This window comes from Oceanisphaera sp. IT1-181, from assembly GCF_033807535.1.
Lineage (GTDB): Bacteria > Pseudomonadota > Gammaproteobacteria > Enterobacterales > Aeromonadaceae > Oceanimonas.
The window spans coordinates 401,290-423,331 of record NZ_CP136856.1 but is presented as its reverse complement, the minus strand read 5'-3'; the positions used below and the strand labels follow the sequence as shown (position 1 = coordinate 423,331).

Sequence of the window (22,042 nt, the reverse complement as noted above, 5' to 3'; positions counted from 1 at the left end):
GAGCGTCATGAGCAATATCAGCCGACGCGATTTTTTTAAGATAACAGGTGCCACCCTAGCAACGTCGAGCATGGCGGTGTTAGGTATGACACCCACCCCCGCTCTTGCGGCGGCGCGACAATATAAGCTATTGCGCGCCACCGAAACTCGCAGCACTTGCCCCTATTGCTCCGTTGCCTGTGGCATTTTGGTGTACAGCATGGGTGATGGCGCCAAGAACGCCAAGCCAAGTGTGATGCACATCGAAGGCGATCATGACCATCCGGTTAACCGCGGCACCTTGTGCCCGAAAGGTGCGGGACTCGTGGACTTTATTCACAGCCCTAACCGTCTGACCTTTCCTGAATATCGCGCTCCCGGTTCAGATACGTGGCAGCGTATTTCTTGGGAACAAGCCTATAGCGGCATCGCAAAATTAATGAAGGAAGATCGCGATGCGAACTTCGTTCAACAGACTGACGATGGCAAAACCGTTAACCGCTGGCTCACCACTGGCATGCTGGCCGCATCCGCCAGTAGTAACGAAGTGGGGTACATCACCCATAAAGTAATACGTCCCTTAGGGATATTGGCATTCGATAACCAAGCACGCGTTTGACACGGTCCTACGGTGGCAGGTCTTGCCCCAACATTTGGCCGTGGCGCTATGACGAATCATTGGGTCGATATTAAAAATGCCGACGTTATTCTTATTATGGGCGGCAACGCTGCAGAGGCCCACCCTTGTGGTTTTAAATGGGTAACAGAAGCGAAGGCACATAATAATGCCACGCTGATCGTGGTCGATCCGCGCTTTAACCGCTCAGCCTCGGTGGCCGACGTGTATGCGCCGATCCGCACCGGTACCGACATCGTCTTTTTAGGCGGGGTTATCAAGTATCTGCTTGATACCAACCAGATCCAGCACGAATACGTGAAAAACTACACAGATCTGTCGTTCTTGATACATGAAGATTTCGACTTCGAAGATGGAATTTTCTCCGGCTATAACGAAGACACCAGTCATTACGATAAATCCACCTGGGATTACCAACTGGATGAGCAAGGCGAGGTCATTGCCGATCCTAGCTTGCAGCACCCCCGCTCTGTGTATCAGCTATTAAAGCAACATTATCAGCGTTATACCCCCGAGATGGTGGCACGAATTTGTGGCACGCCTGTCCCTAAATTTAATCAAATCTGTGAACTACTGGCCTCCACTCATACCCCCGATCGTGCCGGAACCATCCTCTATGCATTGGGTTGGACTCAGCACTCCATTGGCTCGCAGATCATTCGCACTGGCGCCATGATGCAGCTGCTGCTGGGTAACATTGGCATTGCCGGTGGCGGCATGAACGCGCTGCGCGGTCACTCTAATATCCAGGGCTTAACGGATTTAGGGCTAATGACCAATCTGCTGCCAGGCTACATGACGCTGCCTAATGAAGCAGAGCAAGATTTTGATAATTACATTGCCAAGCGCACCCAAAAACCGCTGCGCCAAAACCAGCTGAGCTATTGGCAGAACTATAAGAAGTTCCATGTCAGCCTGGCCAAGGCTTGGTGGGGCGATCATGCGCAAGCAGAAAACAACTATGCCTTCGACCTGCTGCCTAAGCTGGATAAACCCTACGACATGCTGCAAGTTTATGAGCTGATGAGCCAAGGCAAGATGAACGGTTATATCTGTCAAGGCTTTAACCCGCTAGCCGCAGCGCCAAATAAAGCCAAGATGATCAAATCATTATCTCAGCTGAAGTTCATGGTGATCATGGATCCTCTGGTGACCGAAACTTCCGAGTTTTGGCGCAACATGGGCGAGTCCAATGATGTGAACTCGAAGGATATTCAAACTGAAGTATATCGCTTACCGACCTCTTGTTTTGCCGAAGAAGCCGGCACCTTAGTTAACTCGGGCCGTTGGCTGCAATGGCACTGGAAAGCCGCCGAGCCACCTGGAGAAGCCAAGACCGATATCGAGATCATGGCCACCCTGTATCAGCATATTCGCAAGCTCTACGAAACCGAGGGCGGCACCTTTGCCGAGCCTATTACTCAGCTGTCTTGGCCCTATGCTAATCCCTACGAGCCCACGGCCGAAGAGTTGGCTAAAGAGCTGAATGGCCGCGCCTTAACTGATCTTATGGACGGTGAAGGTAAGGTCATTCGCAAAGCTGGTGAGCAATTATCAGGCTTTGGCGAAATGCGTGATGACGGATCCACCTTAGGTGGCTGCTGGATTTACTCGGGCTCTTGGACCGAAGAAGGCAATATGATGGCGCGCCGCGACAGCAGCGACCCCACCGGTATTGGTCAGACACTAAACTGGGCTTGGGCATGGCCGGCTAACCGCCGCGTGCTATATAACCGTGCTTCCTGCGATATCGAAGGCAAACCCTTCGATCCAAGCCGATCGCTGGTGCACTGGAATGGCAGCAAATGGACAGGCGCAGATGTGCCAGACTTCAAAGCCAATGAGCCACCCACTGAAGGTATGGGCCCCTTCATCATGAACCCCGAAGGCGTGGCACGCTTTTTTGCCAAGGGCAACATGGCCGAAGGTCCTTTCCCAACCCATTACGAGCCTTTTGAAACGCCGCTCGGTTATAACCCTTTATTTAAAGACAACGCACGAGCGACCAATAACCCAGCCGCGCGCCTGTTTGAGGCTGACAGAGCTGAAATGGGTAAAGTGGAGCAGTTCCCTTATGTGGGTACGACTTATCGCTTAACCGAGCATTTCCACTACTGGAGTAAGAACGTGCTGCTCAATAGCATTATTCAGCCAGAGCAGTTTGTGGAAATTGGCGCCGAGCTGGCAGGCGAGCTGGGCATCAACCAAGGGGAAGTAGTGAAGGTGTCATCCAACCGTGGCTACATTAAAGCCAAGGCGGTGGTCACCAAGCGGATCAGAGGCATGGACATAGACGGCAAGCGGGTACATCACATCGGCATCCCCATTCACTGGGGCTTTGTCGGCGTGACCAAACCTGGATTCTTGGCCAATACGCTCACGCCTTCGGTCGGGGACGCTAACTCACAAACACCTGAGTTTAAGTCCTTTCTCGTCAACGTAGAAAAGGTGTAGGAGGAAGTCATGGCTTCACAAGGAATGGATATTAAGCGTCGCTCGGCGACCACCACACCTTCACCTAGCGTTCGTAACTCCCCCGTGCAAGGCGGGGGCGTTGCCAAGCTTATTGATGTGTCGCAATGCATAGGTTGCAAGGCCTGTCAGGTGGCATGCATGGAGTGGAACGACCTGCGAGATGAGGTCGGGCATAACGTGGGCGTGTACGACAACCCCGCCGATTTGACCGAGAACAGCTGGACCGTAATGCGCTTTTCTGAATATGAAAAAGACGACGGCGATTTGGAATGGCTGATCCGCAAAGATGGCTGCATGCACTGCGAAGATCCAGGCTGCTTAACAGCCTGCCCTTCTCCCGGTGCCATAGTGCAGCATGCCAACGGCATAGTGGACTTCAACCAAGACAGCTGTATCGGCTGTGGTTACTGCGTAACCGGTTGTCCGTTTGATGTGCCACGCATTTCTAAAACGGACAAAAAAGCCTACAAGTGCAACTTGTGCGTGGACCGAGTAGTGGTGGGCCAAGAACCGGCCTGCGTGAAAATTTGCCCCACGGGCGCCATTTCGTTTGGCTCCAAGGATGATATGAAGCATCACGCCGACGAGCGTATTAGCGATCTCAAGTCTCGCGGTTATGACAATGCGGGCTTGTACGATCCCGAAGGCGTAGGCGGTACTCATGTGATGTATGTATTGCACCACGCGGACAAACCACAGCTTTACAGTGATTTGCCAAAAGCACCCAAGATCAGCGCGATTGTTTCGCTGTGGAAAGGTCCGGCCAAACCAATTGGGGTGGCGGCCATGGTGCTAACCGCGCTGGTGGGCGCGGCGCACTATATCCGCAATCGCCCTTCAGAGGTGACGAAGGCTGACGAGCTGGCTGCCAAGCATGCGGCAGAGCTGGTGGCGCTGCAGGCTGCAGAACAAGCGGCCGAGGAGGACAAACATGGTTAACGATGACCAAGAAATTGTGCGCTACACGGCTAATCAGCGACTTAATCACTGGCTGATTGCCCTGAGCTTCGTACTGTTGGCCATTTCTGGCGTGGCATTATTTCACCCAAGCCTATTTTGGCTGAGCAACCTATTAGGGGGTGGTACTTGGACGCGGATCCTGCACCCCTTTATTGGGGTGGTGATGTTTGTCAGCTTCTTCAGCTTTGCGCTGCAGCTGTGGCGAGATAACCGCATGACGGCGGACGACCGAGCTTGGTTGAAAGCCGTGCCTAAGGTTATCTCTCATCAAGAAGAAGGCGTGCCGGAAGCCGGCCGTTATAACGGTGGCCAAAAGGTACTATTTTGGGTATTAATCGTGCTGATGTTGGGCTTGTTGGTCTCGGGCGTGCTGATGTGGCGGACCTATTTCACCTTTCCGGTGGAACTGATTCGCTGGGCATCTTTGCTGCATGCACTGTTTGCCTTCGTACTTATTTGCGCCATCATAGTGCACGCTTACGCGGGCATTTGGGTGAAAGGCTCGGTACGCGCCATGACCCGCGGCACGGTAACCCCGGGCTGGGCGTGGAAGCATCACCGTAAGTGGTATCGCAAGAAAATGCGTGATTCCAACCTAAAGTAAGCGGGTAAGTTCGCATCATAATTATCCGACTGCCGTCAAATAACCAGACTCGTTTGACGGCTTTTTATCTTAGGTTTTTGTGCTTCAATTTTTTATAAATAGACAAATACCGACTTCACTCAAGGAGTGCTCATGCAGCGAATTCTTACCCGTGGCGAAATAGAAACGCTGGATCGCACCAGCGTAGTGCGCCTTATGTCCCCCATGCCGGACACCTTTAGCACGCGCGCCCAGCGGCTGAGAGATTTAGCCACCGATAATCCGATTGAGGATTATCTGCTATTGATTGCTCAGCTGGCAGATGCCCAGCAACAGGTATTTGCCCAAGACTGGTCACTAACCGCCATCGATGAATCACAGCTTGCCCAAGCGCAAGCTCACGGTATGCCGCCTTTTAGCGCCAGCGGCATTAAGCGAGACGCCACTTGGCGCGCTATGCTAAGCGCCATTCTCGAGCAGCTGTTGCAGCAAGCGGCTCATACCAAACCCCTAACCGATGCGGTACGCAACAATTTAGTGAAATTGGCTGATGATATTAACAATAAGCCTGAGCTTATTGAGCAACAGGCCGACGACTTGCTCAACCAAAAACTAGAAAAAATCGATGCGGCTCGTGCGCCTTTTATCATGGCCGGTTTACAAGTTTACTGGAGCCAGTTAGTCGCAGGGCTAGAGAGCCAGAAAATTCCTGCGCACACACCTTTTGGTTTGTGCCCTTGCTGTGGCAGCCAGCCGGTGTCCAGCACCGTTATGTTGGGCGGGCCCAAAGAGCAGATCCGCTACGCTACCTGCTCGTTATGCTCGAGCCAATGGCATATTGTGCGCGTGACCTGCACTCACTGTGAAGATACCAAAAAGCTGGCTTATCACTCGTTGGAGGAAGGCAGTGCCGGTATCAAGGCGGAGTCTTGCGATCATTGCCAGCATTACCGCAAGATTTTTTATCTCGATAAAGAGCAGTTCGCTGAGGCTTTCGCCGATGATCTAGCCAGTCTTCCGCTGGATATTTTAATGGGCGAAGCGCAGTTTTATCGCGCCAATAACAATCCTTATTTATGGCAAGCTGCTGAACAATAATGAACATCTCTACTTCCTCGCCTCTTCTAGTCTCATGCTCTTCGGCTCAGGCTCCCTTGGCCCAGCCGGCAGATTTGCCGGCTCTGGATAAGGTGCTGCACAAGCCTGAATTAGCTGCGACTATCATCCAGTACGGACTGACGCTGGTTACACAGCAACTGCGCTTGCTCCTAGCGGAGCTGCGCACTCAGGTCCTGCAACAGCAACTGACCACAGCCGATGTAGACCCCGCCTACATAATCGCGCAGCTCATCGAGCGGCTCAACGCCTTAACAGCCTCTAAGCTAAAAACCGTTATTAACCTCACCGGTACCGTGCTACATACCAATTTGGGCCGCGCCTTATTACCCGACTGTGCCGTAGAGGCCGTCACTCAGGTGCTGACTCAGCCCACTAACCTCGAGTTTGACTTAGCCAGCGGAAAGCGTGGTGACCGAGACGGTTTGATTGAAGAGCTGATCTGCGAATTGACCGGCGCCGAGGCCGCCACCGTAGTCAATAACAACGCCGCCGCCGTGCTACTGATGCTTAACGCCTTGGCCTCAACCAAAGAAGTGATCGTATCCCGCGGTGAGTTAGTGGAAATTGGCGGCTCATTTCGTATTCCCGATATTATGAGCAGCGCTGGCAGCAAGTTGGTGGAAGTAGGCACCACTAACCGCACTCATTATGCAGATTACGAGCGCGCCATCGGTGAGCACACCGCCATGCTGATGAAAGTGCATTGCAGCAATTATGCGGTGGTGGGTTTTACCAAAGAAACGGCACTGTCTGAGCTGGTCAAACTTGGCCTGCAACATCAGATTCCGGTGACGGTAGATTTAGGCAGCGGCACGCTAGTGGATTTGGCACAGTGGGGCCTGCCTCATGAACCTACGGTGAAAGAAACCATACAAGCCGGTGCAGATCTAGTGACCTTTAGTGGCGATAAGCTATTGGGCGGACCACAAGCGGGGTTTATCGTCGGGCGCAAGTCACTAGTCGACATCATTAAGAAACATCCCTTAAAGCGCGCGCTGAGAGTCGGCAAGCTGACCATGGCGGCACTGGAGTCCGTGCTGTCGTTATATCGCAGCCCCGAATTATTACCCGAGCGATTAACCACTCTGCGCTTGCTAACGCGCGCTCAATCTGAGATACAACAGCAAGCAGAAAGCTTGCAAACTAGTTTGCAGCACGCAGTGGGTAGCGATTATTTGGTCAACTGCGAGCCCATGCTGAGCCAGATTGGCAGCGGTGCCATGCCGATTGAATCGTTACCGAGCTTCGGCTTAGTGGTTAATTATCAAGGCTTGGACAAAGCCAGCCATCAAATCATGCAGCTTGAGCGCGGGTTGCGCACTCAAGCCCAGCCCATTATTGGCCGCATCCATAAAAACGCCCTTTATTTAGACTTCCGCTGTTTAAGTAATGAGCAAGCACAACAGCTAAAGGCCACATGGAGCCAGACGCGATTATGATTATTGGCACTGCCGGGCATATTGATCACGGTAAAACGGCGCTGATACGCGCGCTCACCGGCGTGAATACCGACCGCTTAAAAGACGAACAAGAGAGAGGCATTACCATTAGTTTGGGCTATGCCTATCAACAGTTGGCTGATGATATCACCCTCGGCTTTGTGGATGTGCCGGGGCACGAAGGCTTAATCCATACCATGGTGGCAGGTGCCACTGGCATCGACTATGCCATGATGGTGGTAGCGGCAGATGACGGCATCATGCCGCAAACTATTGAGCACATTGCTATTTTATCGCTACTCGGCCTCACTCAAGGTTGTGTAGTCATTACTAAGCAAGATAAAGCACAACCCGAGCAACTGGCGCAAACTCAAGCGCAACTGGGCCAAGCACTGGCCCATACCTTTTTAGGCTCGGCGCCGCAATTTATCGTCGATAGTTTATCGGGTGCAGGTATCCCTGCCTTAAGTGATTTTTTACAACAGCAAGCCCACCAACAAAAAATGACGAATCGTAGTGGTTTGTTTCGCCTCGCCATCGACCGCGCTTTTACCTTAAGCGGCCAAGGCACTGTGGTCACCGGCACGGTACACGGTGGCGTATTTGATCTGCAAAGCGGTGATATTAAACTGCGCTTAATGCCTGCCAACACGCCCATAAGAGTGCGCAGTATTCATGCGCAAAGCCTGCCTAGCACCAACGCGTATGCCGGCCAGCGCTGCGCTTTTAATATTGCCAATATCGCCAAAGAGACGATAGAGCGCGGCGACTGGCTCGCCGATGAACGCTGCTTTACACCGTCAATCCGTGTCGATGTGCAATTACAGCTACTGAGTAATCTTGCGCAGCCCATCACCACTTGGATGCCGGTACATGTGCACCTAGGCGCGGCCCATGTGATGGCGCATGTGGTGCCGCTCAGCAAAGAGACCCTCCAAGCAGGCGAGCAGGCTTATGCGCAACTGGTCTTTGATAGCCCCCAGTGCGCCATGCCCGGCGACCGCTTTATTATTCGCAACGCCCAAGCCAAGCAGACTCTAGGCGGCGGGCGGGTACTGGATGCCAATGGCCCAGATCGAAAACGCCGGACTCCCGCGCGCTTGAGCTGGCTGGCGAGCATAGCTAATTATCTAACTGACCAGCAGCTGCCCCCCTTACTCAGCCAAGCGCCTTACGGCATTTCCTACCCAGACTTACAGCGCCTAATTCACGGAGATGTCGAGCAGCTGGTAATTCTCGACTCTGCACTCTGGGTAAAGCCTACGACCAATAAGCAGTCGGCCGTGATGATGGATAAATCGCAGTGGGAAGCTCTGTTAAGCCAAATTGAAAACACGCTTGAGCAGGCTCATTTGCGCTATCCGGATGAGCCAGGTATCGGCGCCGACCGACTGCGCCGCATGACGGCTCCCGCTATGCCGATCTCTTTGTGGCAAAGTGCCTTACAGACGCTGGTGCAAGCCCAGCGACTTAAGTTACAAGGCGCTTGGTATCACTTGCCTCAGCATACGGTCAGCTTCAGTGAGCAAGAGCAGCAGTTGGCGGAGAAAATCCTGCTGTTATCTCACCAAGGACAGTACGATCCACCTTGGGTACGCGAGTTGGCAAGCCTATTAGAAATACCAGAACAAGAAATCCGCCAACTGGGCCGTAAGCTGGTGCAACAGGGCAAGCTGTATCAGGTACAGCCCGACTTGCTCTATCATCATCAGCATATCGAGCAGCTGGCACAGCTGTTGCGCCAGTATCCCAAAAATCAGGGCATAAAAGCCGCCGAACTGCGGGATCAATTGGCGCTGGGGCGCAAGAGAACGCTGCAAATACTCGAATTTTTTCAACGAATTGGCTATAGCCGACGACTACATGATAGACATGTGATCCGGCCCGACAATATGCTATTTACAAGCTAGCCTGATGGGGGCATTGTGAGTGCTGGCTCTTGTAGCCTATGTATAGAAAATGGAAAGTAATCGTATCCGGTGGTGCGGCTGGGCTTCAAACCCAGTTGGGGGTGTTAGACGCTCCTAGGTAGGTTCGACTCCTACTACTTTCCGCCATTTATTTGCTCTCATCTTTTCGTACAGGACTCTCGATGGACGATGCGACCTTAGATAATTTGGCACCCAGCCAAGCTGTGCGCACACAGGCAGGCACAGAGCACATCCTCGCCAATGAAGTCCCGTTAGCCATTACTCTCAATGGCGTGAATCACGCGGTTATGATGGTCAGCCCCTATCAGCTGGAAGCTTTTATCATTGGATTTTTGTTAACCGAAGGCATCATTCTGCACCACAGAGATATTCACGACCTCGAGTTTATTAGTCAACAAAACGCCATCATCGCCAACGTCACGCTGGCTAATCGCTGCCATCAGCCGTGGCAGGAGCAAAGGCGCAATCTGGCTGGCCGTACCGGTTGTGGCTTATGTGGTATCGAATCGTTAGAAGCAGCTATCCCTAAGTTGCCACCTTTACCAACCAGCGAACTGCCCAATATCGACGCGCTGATGAGCCTGCGCGCGCAACTGCCTGCTTGGCAAAAACTGAATCAACATTGTGGCGCTCTGCACGCCGCTTTTTTTGCCAATATGCAGGGTGAAATCCAGCATGCCAGTGAAGATGTGGGTCGCCATAATGCGCTCGATAAACTATTAGGTTGGCATCACCGCCAGTCCAATCCGACTGGTATGATGTTAGTCACCAGCCGTTGCAGCATAGAGCTGATCCTAAAAATGGTGCGTACTTATAATCCTACACTTATCACCCTGAGCGCCCCTACTGTGTTGGCAGTCGAGCAGGCTCGGCACTATCAGCTCAACTTGATACACTTGCCCTATCAGCAGCAGCCCAGAGTCTATGCGGCGTCTGCCTGCTCTACTCTTGATTAAAAACGTATGTAAAGGATAGAAAGTGGAAATTTATTTAGTCGGCGGCGCGGTGCGCGATGCGCTGTTAGGCTTGCCCGTTGTTGACAGAGATTATGTTGTGGTGGGCGCCCTGCCGGAGCAGCTGTTAAAACTGGGCTATCAGCAAGTGGGCAAAGACTTCCCGGTGTTCTTGCATCCCAAAAGTAAAAACGAATACGCGCTAGCACGCACCGAGCGCAAAGCGGGATCTGGCTATACCGGTTTTATCTGCGAATTTGGCCCAGATATCACCCTGGAAGAAGACTTAAGCCGCCGCGATCTCACCATTAATGCCATCGCTCAAGATGAAGCTGGCGCCTTGTATGACCCTTATGGCGGCCAAGCAGACCTTGATTCGCGCACCTTGCGCCATGTATCCGATGCCTTTAGCGAAGACCCACTGCGCGTATTGCGCGTAGCACGCTTTGCCGCCCGCTTTCATCATCTAGGCTTTAGGGTGGCCGATGAAACATTAATGCTAATGCGCCAAATTGCCGCCAGCGGCGAGTTAAGCGCACTGACACCTGAACGAGTATGGAAAGAAACAGAAAAGGCCTTAGCCTGCGAGCAGCCACAGGTGTTTTTTGAAGTATTACGCAGCTGTAATGCGCTTGACGCCTTGTTCCCAGAACTGGAAAAACTATTTTCGCCCACCGAGGCCCATGCCCTGCAAGCCTTATGGCATGGCACCCAGCTCACCACCGAGTTAGCTTGTCGCTTTGCCGCCCTCACTTTGCAACTGGACGTGGCTGCGCTCACCGCTCTGTGCGAACGCAGCAAGGTGCCCACCGAGCATAAAGAGTTGGCGATATTAAGCAGTCGTTGGCACCAAATAATTCATTCGCTGCGAGAGCCAAACCGAGATGATGCAGAAGATATATTGGCGTTATTCCAAGCAACCGATAGCTGGCGCAGGCCCGAGCGCTTTGCGCAATTACTGTTGTGCGCTCAAGCGGATTGGCAAGCCAGTACCGCATTAGATTCAAGTACAGCATCTGCATCCTACCCGCAGCGCGCGCAATTGTGGCAGTGGTTTCAAGAGCTACAAGCCATTACTGCCGGTCCCTTTGTCGCCCAAGGACTGAAAGGCCCCGCCATTGGCGAGGCCATTAAACAAGCGCGATTAGCGCAACTACAGCTTTGGCTGACTTAAGCTGTCGGGCTCACATGACTAGCCAGCCATCACCCAAATAAGCACGGCGCCTAGGCCTAATCGGTACAGCACAAACGGCAGTACGCCAATGCGGTTGATCAAGGCCAAGAACAGGTGAATACAGGCCAGCGCACTGATAAAAGACACCAGCACGCCTAAGCCCATCACCGACCAGGGAATGACTGCGCCTTCACTTAACAGACCCACGGCTTGGTGGCTGCCCGCTAAGAAGATAATCGGGATCGACATCAGAAAAGAAAAACGCGCGGCGGCGCTGCGGGTCAAGCCCAACATTAAGCCGGCGGTTAAGGTAATGCCGCTGCGTGACGTGCCGGGTATCAGGGCTATCGCCTGCGCGCAACCTAATAGAAAGGCGCCGCGCCAACCGGTTTGATATTCACTTTTAAGATATTGCGCGCGCCTGTCAGCCCACCATAACAACAAGCCAAATACTATGGTGGTGACGGCGATGACCCAGCCGGAGCGTAAGAAGTCTGAGATGAAACCACCAAACAAGACCCCGATAACACAAGCAGGAATAGTGGCCAAAATAATGCACCAAGCTAAGCGAGATTCCCCCGTCGCCGTTCGCCCTGCTAGCGAGCCCACCCAAGCGTGAGTGAGGCTGACCACTTCGACACGAAAGTAATACAAGACCGCCAACAAACTGCCCAAATGCACGGCCACATCAAAGGCCATGCCCTGATCCTGCCAGCCCAATAATACCGAGGGCAAAATCAAATGGGCCGAGCTAGAGATAGGTAAAAACTCTGTAAAGCCTTGGATCAACGCCAGTAAAATTACATGCACTTCCATCTGCTCACTCTCTTAGCCGCTAACGGTTTCATCTTAATGAGCGCAGATGACAATTTAATGACCGCTAAACTGCGCTTATCTCACCTTTATACTTTACGCGTTCTTAAAATCTCGACGCCCACACCGGCGGCATTCACTACGGCATTAGGCTTAGTAAGGCGCACTTTTACAAACTGCACGGCAAAACGGGCGAAGATTAGCTCAGCTACGCGCTCGGCCATGGTTTCTATCAGTTCAAATTGATGCTGTTCAGCATATTCGGTGACTAGCTGCGACAAGGTGGCGTAATCGAGCGCCTTGTTAATATCGTCATTTTGTGCAGCTGGCGCATTATCGTGACCCATTTCTAGATCAAAGCGCAGCTTCTGCTTAATGCCCTTTTCCCACTCATAAACGCCTATGGTAGTGAGCACTTCTAGGCCTTCTACAAACACTTTATCCATCGTCTCTATCTTCTGTTAAGCTGAGTAATATTCGGAATCGAGCCAAGCGCGCAGCACTCTAGCTGCTTAATTCTTAACTCGGTTTAAGCTCGCCATAGTAACGGATTGATCCCGAGGTATAAACCGCAATGACGGCCCTCATCTTCTTTATGATAGTGCTCGCCTACCTGGGGGGATCCATCTCCAGCGCCGTGCTGATCTCGCGCCTCTACCGCCTACCCGACCCCCGCAGCCACGGCTCTGGTAACCCGGGTGCGACCAATGTGTTGCGCACCGGTAATCGCAGCGCCGCGGTGTGGGTGCTATTGCTCGATATTATGAAGGGCACATTACCGGTTTATTTAGGATGGTTTTTAGAAATAGGGCCGCTGTATTTGGCCTTTATTGGCATGGCCGCCTGCTTGGGCCATATGTTTCCGCTGTTCTTCCACTTTCGCGGCGGTAAGGCGGTGGCCACAGCACTGGGCACGCTGTTGCCGCTCGGCATGGACATGGCCGGCCTGATGATGCTGACTTGGCTGGTGTGCTTAGGCCTGTTCGGTTATTCGTCGTTAGCCTCTTTGCTCACCGCCTTAGTGGCGCCGCTGTATGTCTATTTCATTAAGCCCGAATACACGCTCTCGGTGTCGTTACTGTCTTGCCTGATCATCCTACGCCACCACGGCAACATCAGCCGCCTCTATCACCGCCAAGAAAAACCGATGCTTGATAGATTTAAGCGCGAAGATAACACAGGTGAAGAATAGCGCCGAGCGCTAAGTGCTCAGCTGAAAACTAAACACCCAGAGCAAGACACAAGACCATCTTTGTAACGTGAGGCGCGGAAGAACACGGGGACGTAAAAAAAATCAAAAACGACAAGCGCGTATGGCTTGTAGGGTCTTAACCCAGTAAAAGTTCGTCCTTGGTTTTTATCTTAATTTTTCCGTGTTCTTCCGTGTATTCCGTGGCGAAAAATTCTTTAGTCTTTACGCCCTTTATTTAGCCGGGCGCTTAGTGCTCAGCGCTACTTTTATACCGCCGTTAACTCATCCAGCGGCCAACGCGGTCGTGCCCGTACTGCTAATGGCTCAATATCCCCGGCTTTTAAGCGCTGCAAACCGGCGAAGGCGATCATGGCGCCATTGTCGGTGCAATATTCATTGCGCGGATAAAAAGCTTCGCCATTTAAGCTCGCCATCAGCTCACTCAACTGTTCACGCAACGATATGTTAGCACTCACGCCACCCGCTACTACCAAACGATTCAAGCCCGTCTGTATCAACGCCCGCTTGCACTTAATAGCCAGCGTATCCACTACCGCTTGCTGAAAAGCATGGGCAATGTCGGCTCGAGTTTGCAGGCAGTAATTGCCAGCGGCAATTTCTGCGGCAATGGTGGTCGCGGTGGCGGTTTTTAGGCCAGAGAAGCTAAAGTCCAAGCCCGGCTTTGCGGTCATGGGTCGCGGAAAAACAAAACGCTTTGGTGTGCCCTGCTCTGCCAGCTTGGCTAGCCGTGGCCCGCCGGGGTAATCTAAACCCATCAGCTTGGCAGTTTTATCAAAGGCTTCACCGGCCGCATCGTCTACGGACTCGCCTAAGATTTCGTAACGGCCAATACCGTCCACGCGCACCAATAAAGTGTGACCGCCAGAGACCAACAGCGCCACGAACGGAAACTCAGGCGCGCGCTCTTCCAGCATGGGGGCCAGCAAATGACCTTCCATATGATGCACGGCCACTGCCGGCTTGCCCCACGCAAAAGCTAAGCTGCGGCCTATGGTTGCACCCACTAACAGCGCGCCCATTAAACCAGGGCCAGCGGTAAAAGCCACGCCGTCGATGTCGTCTTTGGTGCAGCCCGCATCTGCAAGTGCGGCTTCAATTAAAGGAATGGTTTTACGAATGTGGTCGCGGCTAGCAAGCTCAGGCACCACACCGCCATAGTCCGCATGCAGCGCCACCTGACTGTAGAGTTGATGGGCCATAATGCCGAGCTTATCGTCATAGATGGCAATGCCAGTTTCATCACAGGAGGTTTCTATACCTAATACACGCATGTTGGTCTTATCGCTGGACTATTGAACAAGAGGAGCTTATGTTACACTTCTAGTGGTTTTTTAACCAGCGGACCGCCTTCGGACTTTACTTTAGGTAAGGCTTCGGAGTAGAATTTCGCACCATTTTATAGTCAGACTGGTTTAATAAAAAATCAGTTAACCGAGGTGAGAGGCACATGCCAGTAATTAAAGTACGTGAAAACGAGCCCTTCGACGTAGCTCTGCGACGCTTCAAGCGTTCATGCGAAAAGGCCGGTATCCTGTCTGAAGTGCGTCGTCGTGAGCAATACGAGAAGCCAACTACAGTGCGTAAGCGCGCTAAAGCTGCCGCTGTTAAGCGTCATGCTAAGAAGCTGTCTCGTGAAAACGCACGTCGCATTCGTCTGTACTAACAGTTATTGATCTCATGTCCTTAAAAGACCAACTGTCTGAACAGCAAAAAATTGCTATGCGTGCCAAAAACAAGGCGCGCCTTAGTACGTTGAGAATGCTGCTGGCAGAGATCAATTTAAAAGAGATAGACAGCCGCGAAACCTTGAACGATGACGACGTCATCACCATAGTTACCAAAATGGTAAAACAGCGCAAAGACGCCGCCACTCTCTATGAGCAGGCCGGTCGCCAAGAGTTAGCTGATGGTGAGCTTCAAGAGATCGTGGTGCTGCAGGAATTTCTGCCGCAACCTCTCAGCGCAGACGAACTGGAAACTTTGCTCACTAATGCCATCGCCGCTAGCGGCGCTACTGGCATGCAAGATATGGGCAAAGTAATGGCGGTGTTAAAGCCGCAAATCCAGGGGCGTGCAGATATGGGCAAGGTAAGCGCGAGCATTAAAGCCAGACTGGCTTAAGGGTTTACGTTTTATCTTACCAACGGGCCGTGCCTCTTTTAGATGCACGGCTTTGTTTTTTTCGCTACCCCGGTGAATAATGTCAGGCAGAATCCCCCAATCTTTTATCGACGACTTGTTGGCCAGAACCGACATAGTCGATCTTATCGATCAGCGGGTTAAGCTGAAAAAAGCAGGCAAAAACTACCAAGCCTGTTGCCCCTTCCATAATGAAAAATCCCCCTCCTTTACCGTTAGTCACGAAAAACAGTTTTATCACTGCTTTGGCTGTGGCGCGCACGGCACTGTGCTGGGTTTTTTAATGGAGTACGATGGCCTAGAGTTTCTGGATGCCATAGACGAACTGGCCGGCATGCACGGACTCACGGTGCCGCGAGAAAATGCCCATTCATCACAAACACCTCAACAACAAGCCGCCGCCAAGGCCATACGCCAAGACTTATACGCCCAGCTAAATGACATCAGTCGTTTTTATCAAACTCAGCTGCGCCAATCACAAACCGCCATTCAATACCTTAAAAAACGCGGCCTAAGTGGCGAAGTGGTTAAAAGCTTTAATATTGGTTATGTGCCAGACCTTTGGGATGCGGTGAAGCGCCAATTTGCCGGTAACAACGAGGCAGAAGGGCAACTCATTGAAGGCGGTATGCTCATAAAAAGCGAGAATGGTCGGGTTTATGACCGTTTTCGTGATCGTATTATGTTCCCCATTCACGACCGCCGAGGCCGGGTGATCGGCTTTGGTGGTCGAGTATTAGGGGATGGCACGCCTAAGTACTTAAACTCGCCGGAAACGCCGGTATTTCATAAAGGCCGCGAGCTGTACGGCTTATATGAAGTACGCCAAGCCCACCGCAATCCAGAGCGCATCTTGATTGTTGAAGGTTATATGGACGTGGTGGCATTGGCGCAATTTGGCATCGACTATGCCGTAGCCAGCCTAGGTACCGCCACCACGCCCGAGCATTTGCAGCTATTGTTTCGCACCACGCGCGAAGTGATCTGTTGCTATGACGGCGACCGCGCTGGCCGCGAAGCCGCCTGGCGCGCACTGGAAAATGCTCTACCCTTGTTACAAGATGGCCGCAGCTTAAAGTTTGTTTTTTTACCCGATGGTGAAGATCCCGACAGCTTAGTGCGCCAATTAGGCGCCGAGAATTTTGGCAAGCTGTTAGATGAGGCGCAAAACTTTGGTGACTTTTTGTTCGAGCGGCTTGGGCAAGATGCCATGGCGGGCGATGCAGGCCAGCATGAACTGGCCAATCAAGCCGCGGTCGCCATCTTAAAAGTACCAGAAGGCTTTAGCCGTGAAGGCTTGATCACGCAGTTATCTCGCCAGCTTAATTGGGGAGAAAATGAGCGTCGAGTGCGGGAATTATTTAGCCGTTTGCAGCAAGAAACTAAGCCTGCCAGCACGCCTGCGCGCCCCAAGAGCAAAAAGATTAAGCTGACCCCTATTCGCCGCGCCATTGCCCTTGTGCTACAATATCCGGCTGCCGCTGCGAGTTTGCAAACAGCAGACACCGAAGAGGTGGCTTTGCTACCGTTAGCAGGCATAGATCTACTGCAAATGCTGTTGGCCCAAGTACAAGGCCAGCCTTTGATGACCACAGCGCAATTACTCGAACATTGGCGTGGACACAGCTCAGCGCCCGCATTGGCTCGCTTGGCCATGGCCGACGAGTTGTTTGCAGGAGATCAAATAGAACAAGAATTAAAAGATACATTTGCGGTATTAATCGAAGATTATTTCGCGACCCGTATTGAGGCGCTGCAACAAAAAAGCAGCCAAAGCGGTCTAACTACCGCAGAAAAACAAGAATTGATGCTACTGCTTAGCGAAAGCAAAGCCAGTAGGAACTAACAAACAGAAAAAACTGAACATTGAAAAGGGGCGCTTGCGTCCCAATATAGATATTTAAGCCTGAAATACGGCCATTTATGGGTAATTAGACCCAATTAACGCTGCAACACACTCTCCGAACATCAAGGCTGGAGTGTTAGCAAGCACACCAACGCAAAAAGCATTGGTCAAGTTTTGTTATAATCGGCTATTTGTGCGCCACTAGTTATTACTTTTTAAGTACTAGTGTGCCTCATTGCTTACACCCTCTTGCACTATCTAAATCGGACGAGTTCTATGGAGCCAACCCCTCAGTCACAGCTTAAACTTCTCGTTGCCAAAGGTAAAGAACAGGGCTACCTGACTTATGCCGATGTTAACGATCATCTTCCTCAAGACATTGTCGACTCAGATCAAATTGAAGATATTATTCAAATGATCAATGACATGGGCATTCAGGTGGTAGAAACCGCCCCCGATGCCGATGACTTAATGATGTCTGAAACCTCGGCCGATGAAGACGCCGCCGAAGCCGCCGCTCAAGCACTGGCTTCTGTAGAGTCTGAAATTGGTCGTACTACCGACCCTGTGCGTATGTATATGCGCGAAATGGGCACGGTTGAACTATTGACCCGTGAAGGCGAGATTGAAATCGCCAAGCGTATCGAAGAAGGCATTAACCAGGTACAAAGTTCGGTGTCTGAATACCCGGCCACCATTACGACCTTGTTAGACCAATTCGACCGTTTTGAAGCCGGTGAAATCAAACTTACCGACATCATCACCGGCTTTCTCGACCCGGACGCCACCGAGCCTGCAGCCCCCATGGCCACGCACATTGGCTCTGAGTTAAGCGAAAAAGAGAAAGAAGAAGACGACGAAGAAGATAAAGAGGATGAAGAGGATGAGGAAGAAGTAGATACCGGCCCCTGTCCTGAATTAGCACGCGAAAAATTTAGTGTGCTGCGTGAGCAGTACGAAATTATGCGTGGCGTTATTGACAGCAAAGGCCGAGCTTCCACAGAAGCCGCGAAAGAAATTACCGAACTGGCTTATATCTTCCGTGAATTTCGCCTGATCCCTAAGCAGTTTGACCGCTTAGTCAATGCCATGCGCGATACTATGGTCCGCGTACGCGTTCAAGAGCGCTTGATCCTTAAGCTGTGTGTTGAACAGTGCAAGATGCCAAAGAAAACTTTCGTACAGGCTTTTTCTAAAGACGAAAGTAATCCTGAGTGGTTTAACACTCTGCTGGCCACCGGAAAAACTGCCTGGGCTGTGCGCTTAAACGACGTAGCCGAAGATGTGCTGCGCTCGATTGGCAAGCTCAGAATCGTTGAAGAAGAAGCGGATCTGACCATACTGCAGATTAAAGATATCAACCGTCGCATGAGCATAGGTGAAGCCAAGGCTCGCCGTGCTAAGAAAGAGATGGTTGAAGCTAACTTGCGTCTGGTTATCTCTATTGCCAAAAAATACACCAACCGTGGTTTGCAGTTCCTCGACTTGATCCAAGAAGGCAACATCGGCTTGATGAAAGCGGTGGATAAGTTTGAATACCGTCGTGGTTATAAGTTTTCAACTTACGCCACTTGGTGGATCCGCCAGGCCATCACCCGCTCTATTGCTGACCAAGCGCGCACCATTCGTATTCCGGTGCACATGATTGAGACCATCAACAAGCTCAACCGTGTATCCCGCCAAATGCTGCAAGAGATGGGCCGTGAAGCGACGCCAGAAGAACTGGCACACCGCATGATGATGCCAGAAGACAAAGTACTCAAGGTGCTGAAAATCGCCAAAGAGCCGATCTCCATGGAAACGCCAATTGGTGATGATGAAGACTCCCACTTGGGTGATTTTATCGAGGACACCACCTTGTCGTTGCCTGCGGATCAAGCCACCAGCGAAAGCCTGCGTAACGCCACTAAAGACGTGCTCTCTGGCCTTACCGCCCGTGAAGCTAAGGTCTTGCGCATGCGTTTCGGTATCGACATGAATACCGATCATACGCTGGAAGAAGTGGGTAAGCAGTTTGACGTAACCCGTGAGCGTATTCGCCAAATTGAAGCTAAGGCGCTGCGTAAATTACGCCACCCTAGCCGCTCAGAAGTACTGCGCAGCTTCCTCGACGAGTAAGCAATACCAGTCTCGAATAAAGAGTGAATACCACACCAAAAAGGGCGCAACAGCGCCCTTTTTCTTTGCCTGATTTTCGTTCGCCCAATCTCTTTGTAAAATATTGTACCAACTGCTTAAAAATCAAACTGATATCAGCCCACCCGACTAGACAGCAAGAGCCGCTTTACCTATAATCTCACCACTTTTGGCCCCTTAGCTCAGTTGGTTAGAGCACACGACTCATAATCGTTAGGTCCCCAGTTCAAGTCTGGGAGGGGCCACCATATACAGCAAGGGTTAGCAGGTTAATATCTGCTAACCCTTTTTTGTTGCCTGCACTCCTATGATAAAGAGTGGGTCAAGTAACACCAATCTGTAAAACTAACAGAGCATATTATCCTACTTCGCAAGACTGCCGAAGCCCTCTTAGCTGAAGATACGGGCGGCTAAAAACACATATTTTCATTTTTTATCGTTCTTCATAACTTCATGAGTTAGTAAGGAAAACTGTCATTACAAGAAACAGTACCAAGCGGAATCCCTTATACTTATAGCCCCACTACATCGAACCTCAACTCCACAAAAAATAACTAAACTAGCCCGATTAGAGAGGCAGCCATTGAAGTGATACATTTTGCAACCACTGTTGCAACAATGCCCGCTGATGACGTTGCATAAAGGCGATATAAGGTTGTAGTTGGCCACTGTGTTGCAGATTTACAGCCGTGTCGTGTTGCTTACTCGGATATGCTTGTGCGGTTGCACGGGTAGTGAACCAAGTAAACTTAGGCACGGCAATGTGGCTAAAGCCTTCGCTCATAGCAATGTGTAAACCTTTTGGGTCTAAGTCACCAAAGTATTTTAACGGCCCGTAAGCCCCCTCTTTCCAGCGCTTAAGTAGCTTGGCACGACCTTGGCTGTAATGTGCATCACCGCGGTAAATCACCAAACTAGTGGCGCCCAACGGTAAATTAAAGCGTGCAAACTCGTAGAAACAATCAAGATTTTCAACCCGACATTCCGCACCTGATTTAAGAATAAATAGTGAGGTAGTGTTCCCCGAGAGCGTTAACGATAGTCTGCTGCGGAGGCTGAAGGTTCACAACGAGGGGTGGCGCTTCTCCTACACCAAGCTCATGAATGCCACCGAAGCACTGAAATACCCAGCGAGCAGTAGGGTTTTGACTCGGCTTATTTTTCATGTCGGGGAAAGTCAGGTCTTTCTGCCGCAGAGACTGGCGGATCCGGTGCTCTAACGCAGCGTAAACCATCAGACTACAGGTCATGATCATCAACAATGCCTCGATGCGCTCTGGCTTTTTCAGAAACAGAGAAGAGACCATAAAGTCAGGGCTTTTCAAGAATCGGAAGCCGCGCTCAACAGTCTGTTGAGACTTATAGGCGGCAAGCAGCTCAGCCATATCAAGATCATCGCTCATGTCGTTGGTGGCTAAGATAAAAATGCCTGATTGCTCGTTGGCCTTAGCGACTTTTTTGAGACAAGTCACGGCCTGTCCGGTAAGAAGGTAATCGATACTATCCGGAGCTTGACCTTTTTTAGGTCGGCCTTTGCCACTAAAGGCTGGGCGGGCTATTGATGCGCCATCTTCTATCCGTAACACACTGAGCCCGTTGCAAAAGTCAGTCAATGCTTGTTCGGCATCTTGCTGGCAGGCAAAGACTTTTTTACATAGCTTTTGGAACTGCTTGAGCTCTTGAGTACCCGTTTTAAGCAGGTTCTTGATAACGGTCTTTTGTTCCTGATGCGTTGCCTGCTCACTACGCACCATCAACCAACGTTGGGGAACGCCGGCATAGTCAGCCTCGAGCCAGTAGCCATAATAGCCCTCTCCCAGCGCTGCCAGCTGGTCTGTTTTGAGGGACGAGACGGCGTGCTTTGAGTCTTTTAAAGTCATTGGCACACGGGTAACAAACAATTGATTTTGCTGATGTAACGCTAAGATAGACTCCGCGGTATACAAGGCGGCATCACCGATAAAGTAACGGCTTTGTTGAGCCGACTTTAAAGACTGGACGTGGTGGCGAATGACGTCAGAAAAGGCCCTCTGATCATTGGTATTCCCGCTCATCGCCTGCATATACACGGGGATTCCGGCTATATTTTCGCAAATGAGCTCCAGCACCACTTGGTTCAGCTCGGGCCGATGATCACGACTGTAGCCTTTAACGAGCTGGATACCTGCTGCATCTTCATCCTGAGCATAAGTCCCATCCACATGAAAACTGGTGATATCAAGGTGAACGGCGCTGCTCTTCAAACCCAACTGTGTGACGACTTGTTCGGCCATGGCTTGATAGAGCAGGGAAACATCGGCATCAAACAGCGCATCAAGGCACCGGCCTAGCGCATCATCATTAAGGTGTTCAGGTAATATCCCCGGACGCAGTAGGCGCTCGGTAGGCTTGTCGGCGAAAAACTGGGGCACCATGTGTAAGGTGCGACTATGAAAGCCTAAGCCATTGATTATCATGGCAACAAGGGCTTCGCCATGGGTGACATAATGCTCCGCCTGCTTCGGCAGGATAGCGTCAACCATCCGTGCCAGCCCGAGCTCACGGCACATTCCAGCCACTAGGCCTAGATGGTCGAGATTCTTGATGCGATAAGAAGGAGTGGTCATGATACTGCCGCCAAATAGAAGTAATAGGATCAAACTGGC

At 51.5% G+C, this 22,042-nt stretch carries 18 protein-coding genes and 2 tRNA genes; 15 read left to right on the top strand and 5 right to left on the bottom strand.

The annotated features are described in order from the left end of the window. The first annotated feature begins 7 nt into the window (after positions 1-7). The 9 genes from fdnG to cca all read left to right on the top strand — a co-directional run bounded on the left by fdnG (position 8) and on the right by cca (position 11,250). Complete coding sequence (fdnG, locus tag R0134_RS01960; RefSeq protein WP_319783233.1) at positions 8-3,070, top strand: formate dehydrogenase-N subunit alpha; 3,063 nt, start codon at positions 8-10, stop codon at positions 3,068-3,070. A 9-nt stretch (positions 3,071-3,079) separates the two neighbouring features. Then, positions 3,080-4,030 (top strand): formate dehydrogenase subunit beta, encoded by a 951-nt coding sequence (gene fdxH, locus R0134_RS01955; RefSeq protein ID WP_319783232.1) that lies wholly within the window; start codon positions 3,080-3,082, stop codon positions 4,028-4,030. Next, positions 4,023-4,655, top strand: a complete 633-nt coding sequence (locus tag R0134_RS01950; RefSeq protein WP_319783231.1) for a formate dehydrogenase subunit gamma — start codon at positions 4,023-4,025, stop codon at positions 4,653-4,655. The genes fdxH and R0134_RS01950 overlap by 8 nt, the downstream gene beginning before the upstream one ends. A gap of 132 nt (positions 4,656-4,787) precedes the next feature. After that, a complete protein-coding gene (gene fdhE, locus R0134_RS01945; protein WP_319783230.1) occupies positions 4,788-5,732 on the top strand; it encodes a formate dehydrogenase accessory protein FdhE in 945 nt (314 codons plus the stop codon). A gap of 56 nt (positions 5,733-5,788) precedes the next feature. After that, entirely contained in the window at positions 5,789-7,192 is a 1,404-nt protein-coding gene (gene selA / locus R0134_RS01940; RefSeq protein WP_319783229.1) for an L-seryl-tRNA(Sec) selenium transferase, read from the top strand. After that, the gene (gene selB, locus R0134_RS01935) at positions 7,189-9,102 is read left to right on the top strand and encodes a selenocysteine-specific translation elongation factor (RefSeq protein ID WP_319783228.1); all 1,914 of its coding nucleotides are present in this window, start codon (positions 7,189-7,191) and stop codon (positions 9,100-9,102) included. Before selA ends, selB begins: the two co-directional genes overlap by 4 nt. Positions 9,103-9,153: 51 nt before the next feature. After that, positions 9,154-9,249: transfer RNA gene (locus tag R0134_RS01930), tRNA-Sec, on the top strand. 35 nt (positions 9,250-9,284) lie between these two features. Beyond that, complete coding sequence (gene fdhD, locus R0134_RS01925; protein WP_319783227.1) at positions 9,285-10,079, top strand: formate dehydrogenase accessory sulfurtransferase FdhD; 795 nt, start codon at positions 9,285-9,287, stop codon at positions 10,077-10,079. A gap of 22 nt (positions 10,080-10,101) precedes the next feature. Beyond that, entirely contained in the window at positions 10,102-11,250 is a 1,149-nt protein-coding gene (cca, locus tag R0134_RS01920) for a multifunctional CCA tRNA nucleotidyl transferase/2'3'-cyclic phosphodiesterase/2'nucleotidase/phosphatase (RefSeq protein WP_319783226.1), read from the top strand. 18 nt (positions 11,251-11,268) lie between these two features. On the opposite strand, the gene R0134_RS01915 is transcribed toward cca, so the two are convergent. Together R0134_RS01915 and folB are read right to left on the bottom strand one after the other, a co-directional pair. After that, entirely contained in the window at positions 11,269-12,066 is a 798-nt protein-coding gene (locus R0134_RS01915; RefSeq protein WP_319783225.1) for an undecaprenyl-diphosphate phosphatase, read from the bottom strand. An 86-nt stretch (positions 12,067-12,152) separates the two neighbouring features. Next, positions 12,153-12,509 (bottom strand): dihydroneopterin aldolase, encoded by a 357-nt coding sequence (gene folB, locus R0134_RS01910; RefSeq protein ID WP_319783224.1) that lies wholly within the window; start codon positions 12,507-12,509, stop codon positions 12,153-12,155. 128 nt (positions 12,510-12,637) lie between these two features. Between folB and plsY the strand changes: the two genes are divergently transcribed. Further along, the gene (gene plsY, locus R0134_RS01905; protein ID WP_319783223.1) at positions 12,638-13,255 is read left to right on the top strand and encodes a glycerol-3-phosphate 1-O-acyltransferase PlsY; all 618 of its coding nucleotides are present in this window, start codon (positions 12,638-12,640) and stop codon (positions 13,253-13,255) included. Positions 13,256-13,521: 266 nt separating this feature from the next. On the opposite strand, the gene tsaD is transcribed toward plsY, so the two are convergent. Beyond that, entirely contained in the window at positions 13,522-14,547 is a 1,026-nt protein-coding gene (gene tsaD, locus R0134_RS01900; RefSeq protein ID WP_319783222.1) for a tRNA (adenosine(37)-N6)-threonylcarbamoyltransferase complex transferase subunit TsaD, read from the bottom strand. Positions 14,548-14,723: 176 nt separating this feature from the next. On the opposite strand from tsaD, the gene rpsU reads away from it, so the two are divergent. The 5 genes from rpsU (at position 14,724) to R0134_RS01875 (ending at position 19,645) form a co-directional block, all read left to right on the top strand. After that, complete coding sequence (gene rpsU, locus R0134_RS01895; protein WP_087035180.1) at positions 14,724-14,939, top strand: 30S ribosomal protein S21; 216 nt, start codon at positions 14,724-14,726, stop codon at positions 14,937-14,939. 14 nt (positions 14,940-14,953) lie between these two features. After that, positions 14,954-15,397 carry a GatB/YqeY domain-containing protein gene (locus tag R0134_RS01890; protein WP_319783221.1) on the top strand — a complete coding sequence of 148 codons (444 nt, stop codon included), beginning with the start codon at positions 14,954-14,956 and terminating at the stop codon, positions 15,395-15,397. 79 nt (positions 15,398-15,476) lie between these two features. Continuing rightward, positions 15,477-17,261 (top strand): DNA primase, encoded by a 1,785-nt coding sequence (gene dnaG, locus R0134_RS01885; RefSeq protein ID WP_319783220.1) that lies wholly within the window; start codon positions 15,477-15,479, stop codon positions 17,259-17,261. A 276-nt stretch (positions 17,262-17,537) separates the two neighbouring features. Further along, complete coding sequence (gene rpoD / locus R0134_RS01880) at positions 17,538-19,379, top strand: RNA polymerase sigma factor RpoD (protein WP_319783219.1); 1,842 nt, start codon at positions 17,538-17,540, stop codon at positions 19,377-19,379. A 189-nt stretch (positions 19,380-19,568) separates the two neighbouring features. Next, positions 19,569-19,645 (top strand) — tRNA-Ile (locus tag R0134_RS01875). Between the two features lie 320 nt (positions 19,646-19,965). Here R0134_RS01875 and R0134_RS01870 read toward each other — a convergent pair. Then, a complete protein-coding gene (locus R0134_RS01870; protein WP_319783218.1) occupies positions 19,966-20,310 on the bottom strand; it encodes a hypothetical protein in 345 nt (114 codons plus the stop codon). 82 nt (positions 20,311-20,392) lie between these two features. Then, positions 20,393-22,003 carry an IS1634 family transposase gene (locus R0134_RS01865; RefSeq protein WP_319783217.1) on the bottom strand — a complete coding sequence of 537 codons (1,611 nt, stop codon included), beginning with the start codon at positions 22,001-22,003 and terminating at the stop codon, positions 20,393-20,395. Positions 22,004-22,042: the final 39 nt, after the last annotated feature.

Coding starts and splice junctions, on each gene's coding strand:
- fdxH (WP_319783232.1), top strand. CDS start 3,080: ATGGCTTCACAAGGAATGGATATTAAGCGTCGCTCGGCGACCACCACA.
- R0134_RS01950 (WP_319783231.1), top strand. CDS start 4,023: ATGGTTAACGATGACCAAGAAATTGTGCGCTACACGGCTAATCAGCGA.
- fdhE (WP_319783230.1), top strand. CDS start 4,788: ATGCAGCGAATTCTTACCCGTGGCGAAATAGAAACGCTGGATCGCACC.
- selB (WP_319783228.1), top strand. CDS start 7,189: ATGATTATTGGCACTGCCGGGCATATTGATCACGGTAAAACGGCGCTG.
- fdhD (WP_319783227.1), top strand. CDS start 9,285: ATGGACGATGCGACCTTAGATAATTTGGCACCCAGCCAAGCTGTGCGC.
- R0134_RS01915 (WP_319783225.1), bottom strand. CDS start 12,066: ATGGAAGTGCATGTAATTTTACTGGCGTTGATCCAAGGCTTTACAGAG.
- folB (WP_319783224.1), bottom strand. CDS start 12,509: ATGGATAAAGTGTTTGTAGAAGGCCTAGAAGTGCTCACTACCATAGGC.
- plsY (WP_319783223.1), top strand. CDS start 12,638: ATGACGGCCCTCATCTTCTTTATGATAGTGCTCGCCTACCTGGGGGGA.
- tsaD (WP_319783222.1), bottom strand. CDS start 14,547: ATGCGTGTATTAGGTATAGAAACCTCCTGTGATGAAACTGGCATTGCC.
- rpsU (WP_087035180.1), top strand. CDS start 14,724: ATGCCAGTAATTAAAGTACGTGAAAACGAGCCCTTCGACGTAGCTCTG.
- R0134_RS01890 (WP_319783221.1), top strand. CDS start 14,954: ATGTCCTTAAAAGACCAACTGTCTGAACAGCAAAAAATTGCTATGCGT.
- dnaG (WP_319783220.1), top strand. CDS start 15,477: ATGTCAGGCAGAATCCCCCAATCTTTTATCGACGACTTGTTGGCCAGA.
- rpoD (WP_319783219.1), top strand. CDS start 17,538: ATGGAGCCAACCCCTCAGTCACAGCTTAAACTTCTCGTTGCCAAAGGT.
- R0134_RS01865 (WP_319783217.1), bottom strand. CDS start 22,003: ATGACCACTCCTTCTTATCGCATCAAGAATCTCGACCATCTAGGCCTA.